General features: G+C 60.7%; 5 protein-coding genes. 1 reads left to right on the top strand and 4 read right to left on the bottom strand.

Translation table 11 applies throughout. The features are described from left to right. On the top strand, positions 1 to 425 hold a 425-nt coding region (locus H5U08_RS09700; protein WP_297032509.1), incomplete at its 5' end, for a ribosome-recycling factor. Positions 426 to 497: 72 nt separating this feature from the next. Here the strand turns inward: H5U08_RS09700 and H5U08_RS09695 are convergent. The 4 genes from H5U08_RS09695 to H5U08_RS09680 all read right to left on the bottom strand — a co-directional run. Then, the gene (locus tag H5U08_RS09695; protein WP_297032507.1) at positions 498 to 1,391 is read right to left on the bottom strand and encodes a tetratricopeptide repeat protein; all 894 of its coding nucleotides are present in this window, start codon (positions 1,389 to 1,391) and stop codon (positions 498 to 500) included. Positions 1,392 to 1,397: 6 nt separating this feature from the next. Then, positions 1,398 to 2,717, bottom strand: a complete 1,320-nt coding sequence (locus tag H5U08_RS09690; RefSeq protein ID WP_297032506.1) for a C45 family peptidase — start codon at positions 2,715 to 2,717, stop codon at positions 1,398 to 1,400. A gap of 529 nt (positions 2,718 to 3,246) precedes the next feature. Next, positions 3,247 to 3,543 (bottom strand): hypothetical protein, encoded by a 297-nt coding sequence (locus tag H5U08_RS09685; protein WP_297032505.1) that lies wholly within the window; start codon positions 3,541 to 3,543, stop codon positions 3,247 to 3,249. Between the two features lie 410 nt (positions 3,544 to 3,953). Further along, positions 3,954 to 5,166 (bottom strand): hypothetical protein (locus tag H5U08_RS09680; protein WP_297032504.1); only part of this gene is annotated, 1,213 nt, incomplete at its 5' end.

Here is a 5,166-nt window from a genome sequence, read left to right as displayed (position 1 = left end):
ACGGGACTTCCGTGCCACTGAAACAGTTGGCGGCTGTGGGAGCGCCCGAACCGCAACAACTCGTCATTCGACCGTACGACCCCGGCACACTCAAAGATATCGAGAAAGCCATTCGCGCATCCGATCTGGGGTTTAACCCCCAGAACGACGGGCGGGTCATTCGCGTCAATATTCCCCCGCTGTCCATGGAAGTTCGCAAAAAGATGGTCGCGCGCATTCGCGAACTCTGCGAAGAGGCCAAAATCGCCATTCGCAATATCCGTCGTGAAGGCAATAAACTGGCCGACCAGGCGGAAAAGGACAAGGTCCTGTCCGAAGACGACTGTGAGCGCCTCAAAGAGCGGATCCAGGAACTGACGAAAGAATACGAAGAAAAAGCCAACGAACTGGCCAAGAATCGCGAAAAAGACGTCATGGAAGGGTGAACTTTTTGTACTGCTTTCCCCGGTGATCATTCGATGGGGGATGGGCCGCACGCAACAGCGAGCAGGGGACGCTCAGCGGCGGAAGAGCAGGGCCCAAAGCACGAGGTGAATTCCCAGGAAAGCGAGCACCAGCAGAAAGAGCCAGTTGCCGATTCCCGCCACATCCAGAACAAGGGCGACGGCCAGGGCTCCGGTGTAAGCCAGTGCCCACCACGTCAGGGAAAACCATCGCCATGAGCCGGGATCCGGCCGGCGCGCTTCCAGATCGAGTGCCCGCTCGACGAGGATCCGTTCCAGATTTCTTTTTTTGGTCTCTTCCCGGATCCACTGGACGACGGGGCGAGCCTGCTCATGGTCCTGAAGCAACTTGCTGATCGCCAGGGCCTCGTTCTGTTTGCCACGGAGTAGCAGATACTGGGCCATGAGCGCCTGCGCCTGCACGTTGTTGGGATCCAAAGCCAGTGCCCGCTTGAGTGACTCCTCGGCCTCCTGAAACTGGTGCATGCGGAGCTGGGCGGCTGCGAGAATACTCCACGCCTGGGAGTTGTTTCGATCTGCTTCCACCGCCCGACGCGCTGCTTCCAGGGCAGGCTTCGGACCCCGATGATCCACCATGAAACGCGCGAATTCCCGGAGGACGCCCGGCGCACTGTGGCTCAGCCGCACCGCCTCTTCCCAGGCTTGCTGAGCCCAGGAAAGGCGGTTCTCAGCCTCCGCAGCCATCGCAAAGACCATCACCACCTGCGGATCGTGCGGCTCGAGTTGCCGGGCCCGGCGGGCATCCTCCAAGGCATCACGGAACCGCCCCAGCCGAATCAGCACCAGGGCCCGCATCGAATATCCCGTCGCATCGGTAGAATCTTCGGCCAACCACTGATCAGCTTCACTGAGAGCGCGAAGATACTCCTTGCGGTCGAGGGCCTGGAGAACCTTCCCTAAATGTTCCTCACGCTCGACGGGATCCATCGGCTGTCATTTCTCCCCTCCGCTTGCCGGTGATTTCTCTCGGAGCCACTGCGACAGTTCCACGCGATGATAGGGCCTTTTTGTCACCGGAGGTACTCCCCGCGCCAGATGGAGTGTCAAATTCTCCGGGTCAAAAACCATCGATTGAATCGTCAGAAAACGGAGATTGACCTCGTCCAGCTTCCGTTCGAGGGAGGGCAGGTCGATTCGCGGCAACTCGGCCGCTTCCATCAATCGCTCGTATCGCCACGAAAGCACCGGGGTGCGTAGCCGCGCTGTGCGAAAGTGATTCGTGCAGGCCAGCAGTCCGTTTTCGGCGTAGCGAACTTCCACACTCTTCGGCGTGATCTCCGCCACGGCCGCCTTCTGCCGATCACAAAGGACGATGTTAAGCAGCGTGGTCCGCGGAGAAGAACGCAAAAGTGCCGTGGCCTCATCCACCGTGCCGCACTGTTCCATAATCCGACGCAGCAGCATCGCGTACGGCATACCCTGGGGACAAAACATGGGCGCTCCGTCGCCTGTGAGATGCACTTCATGCACCGCCAGGCACAGGCCCGCTTCGTTCATGCCCGAGAGGCAACCAATAAATCCCGGAAATCCCACCGAGACAAAGCGGTACCGCTTCCCCGGCTGATCGTACACCTTCACAATCGTGTAACGATAAAGCTGACGCGGCGAAAAGAAATCGAGATTTCTTCCGAAAAGCAACGTCCCGGTGGCGCTTCGCTCGGGCAAAACGACCAGCGACGAACACGCCAGGTCGCGATACATATCGGGCAGGGCGTTGACGGCCAGCAGTTCGTCGAGGGAAACGCCCGCCTTTTGGGCCAACATTGTCAATTCCCGGCGGTAATCCTGAGGAATAAACCGCCACAGGCCGCGACCGCGATCCACCAGTCCTTCCCAACCACCCGGGTAGGCCAGTGTCGCCAGGAAATCCTGTGGTGCCGCCACCAGATTGGCCGTCGCATCCCGCGTGAGCACCGCTTCCTGCTCCGCAATCGCCTCGGGATCCCCGCGGAGGATCAAAACGGGCACCTCGTTGATGATCCGAAGAGCCCCCGCTCCGTGTTCTCCCTCCCGATAGACTTCCGGGAGAGACTCGTCGCGTGCTGCGGCATCCGGCCCACGGGGCGGCCCCTCGTCCTCCCCGAGAAGTGAGAGGACTCTTTCTCGGAGTGCCGACCACCAGGAACGCCCCGCCGGTTCCTCGGCCAGCACCGATCCTGGGCCGAGACGCAAGTTTCCAGTTGCCGACAGAAACAGGCCCCCAACAAGAAGTCCCGCTGCCAGAACGGCCGTTTTTTTAGAAAGTCGTCTCATGAATTGAGCTCCTGCCGGCACGACCACAAAAAGATGCTGTATCCAAACCGGGGCTATCCCCTTTCAATCGTATAGAGCTCACCAGGCCCGTGCAACGCAACCAGGGAATCGGGGGCACGCTTGTCGTGCCCGGTGAGGAAGGATGGACGACCAATCGTTAAACGACGGACCTGACAAGCAGGCCCCTCCGGAAAAGAGGAATCGGAGGGGCACGCTTGTCGTGCCCGGTATTACTTGGCCGCGTGGCCTCACCAACGCGGTAGGGGCAAATTGGCCCTACCGAAATAGGACCGATCTGCCAAGTGCCGATGTACCACAACCGCGATTCATGAATCGCCCCTACCGGAACGCGAGTGAATGGGGGTGGATCATCCAAGGTTGACGAGCGGACGTGACAGGCACGTCCCTCCGAGAGGCGGACCTGACAAGCACGTCTCTTCGGAAAAGATCCCTCCGGGAAAAACCTCAGAAAAGAGGGAGGGAAAATTTGCGCCCGGAAAAAACGGCCAACCAATTCACATCGACGCCGTCATCCTGTGGGATTTTCGATCCACCGAGCGTAGCACCGCGCGCACAGATAAAAGCTCACGCGACGATAGACCTGATCCATCGCTTCCTGAGCCGACAGTTGCGAAAGCTCTTCCAGCACGTCGCGGAAAGCCCTGTTGAGGTCGGTGGGAAAATCGTCAAAGTCGAGCTGGGGCGGAGAGGGGTCGGCCATGGCCTCAATGTTGATGAGATAGCAGGATCCCCGACCGAGGTGCAGCTCCACGCCACATCGCTGACAGGCCACCGGGTATTGATAAGCTGGGTCGTCCCGACTCATACCGGCATTTTAGCTTATCCCCGTCGGGCGGCTCAATAAATCGGCACGCTGCCGGATTTTCACTTTTCTAACCATGTGAAATGCCGGGGGCGCGAAGAGCGGTAGGGGCAATTCATGAATGGCCCCTACCTCCAAATTGGAGGCACGCTTGTCGTGCCCGCGAAAAGGCGATCGATCGTCCGATCCTGACAGGCGGACGTGACAAGCACGTCCCTCCGAGACGCGGACCTGACGAGCAGGTCCCTCCGGAAAAGGAATCGGAGGGGCACGCTTGTCGTGCCCGGTGAAAGGCGATCGATCATTTGATCCTGACAGGCGGACGTGACAAGCACGTCCCTCCGAGACGCGGACCTGACAGGCAGGTCCCTCCGAGGAATCGGAGGGGCACGCTTGTCGTGCCCGGTGCAACGTCAGGGCCGTTCCGCGGCTGGCTTGTAAACGACGCCGCGAACCGAGCCCGACTTGAGCCGTTCGCGCCAGAGTTCAATGGCCCGCTTCCGCTCGGCGGGGGAGCTTTGTGGCTCGTAGGCGAGCGTCATTTGCGTCACCTGACGGAGTGTCAGCGATGCCAGCACACGAATGGCCAGTTTCTCGTGGTCCAGGTACTGGACAAGTGCCTCGGCCTGGGCGAGCGTGAGTTGGGCGGAGGGATAGCGCCAGAGCATCGCGTAGGCGGTAGGTCCGTCGGAAACCAGAACGTTCTCTGCTCCGCGACGGACACTGGCCGCCAAAGCGGGTGAAATACGCACGAGTTGACGCAAAATCATCCACGCATCAGCCCAGTAAGCCCGCTGATCTAAATCATCGAGTGTCTTCCAGAGTTCATCGGGTTCTCCCAGATAGGCAAGAGTTCGCCTGGCCAGCCAGGCCACTTCGCGTTGGCGGGCACCAACGTTTTCTCTGAGGACCTGGAAAGGGTCTTTTTCGGTATCTCGGAGGGCCAGTTCGAGGACGGCCATCGCACGTTCTTCGAGAATGGCTGCTGTCCCGGTGGCCGGCCGCATCCACTCGGGCTGATTGTCCAGTGGCGCCGTCTGGAGTTCTGTTTCACTCAATCGGACCTGAACAGGTGCGCGGAGGACGAGCGGCCGCGCTCGCCCACTGTCCAGCCAACGGGCGGATCCGCCGAGGACATAAAGATCGGTCACCCAGGGGACGGGTTGTGTCTCCGGGTCACCGAGGCAATCCGGGCTCCGCTGCACGGCCAGCGCCACCGTGGTGTTCTGATCGTTGAGTTCCAGGATACCTTCGATGGGGCCGCAGGTGAGCCGCAGACTTGCGCCGCTGGGAGCCTTGGCTGTGATGGCCAAGTTTCCGTAGGTGACGCGAAGACCGACGCGCCCCTGCGCGTCCACGGGAGCCAGCTCCCAGAAAACGGGACCGAGACACTCGACTTCCAGAGTCTCACCCAGCCGGAGTTTGGGTCGGAAGGATGGCGGCACGAAAAAGCTGTCGCCCGTTTTCACCCGCTGTTCCGGAGAGACCCGTTGGGCGGGGCGATTGGGTAGGGTCAGGAACAGGACCTGCGGCAACCGGGGATCCGGGAGAAGGGTGCCGATGGGTTCTGGGGGAAGAGGTGCCACGTCCATCGGCGGCACGGCGTCCGGAATGGTGCCTCCCGGC

It is taken from the genome of Thermogutta sp. (assembly GCF_014359955.1).
Lineage (GTDB): Bacteria > Planctomycetota > Planctomycetia > Pirellulales > Thermoguttaceae > Thermogutta.
The sequence above is the reverse complement of the archived record's forward strand: the minus strand, read 5'-3'. Positions and strand labels throughout refer to the sequence as shown.

Coding starts and splice junctions, on each gene's coding strand:
- H5U08_RS09695 (WP_297032507.1), bottom strand. CDS start 1,391: ATGGATCCCGTCGAGCGTGAGGAACATTTAGGGAAGGTTCTCCAGGCC.
- H5U08_RS09685 (WP_297032505.1), bottom strand. CDS start 3,543: ATGAGTCGGGACGACCCAGCTTATCAATACCCGGTGGCCTGTCAGCGA.
- H5U08_RS09690 (WP_297032506.1), bottom strand. CDS start 2,717: ATGAGACGACTTTCTAAAAAAACGGCCGTTCTGGCAGCGGGACTTCTT.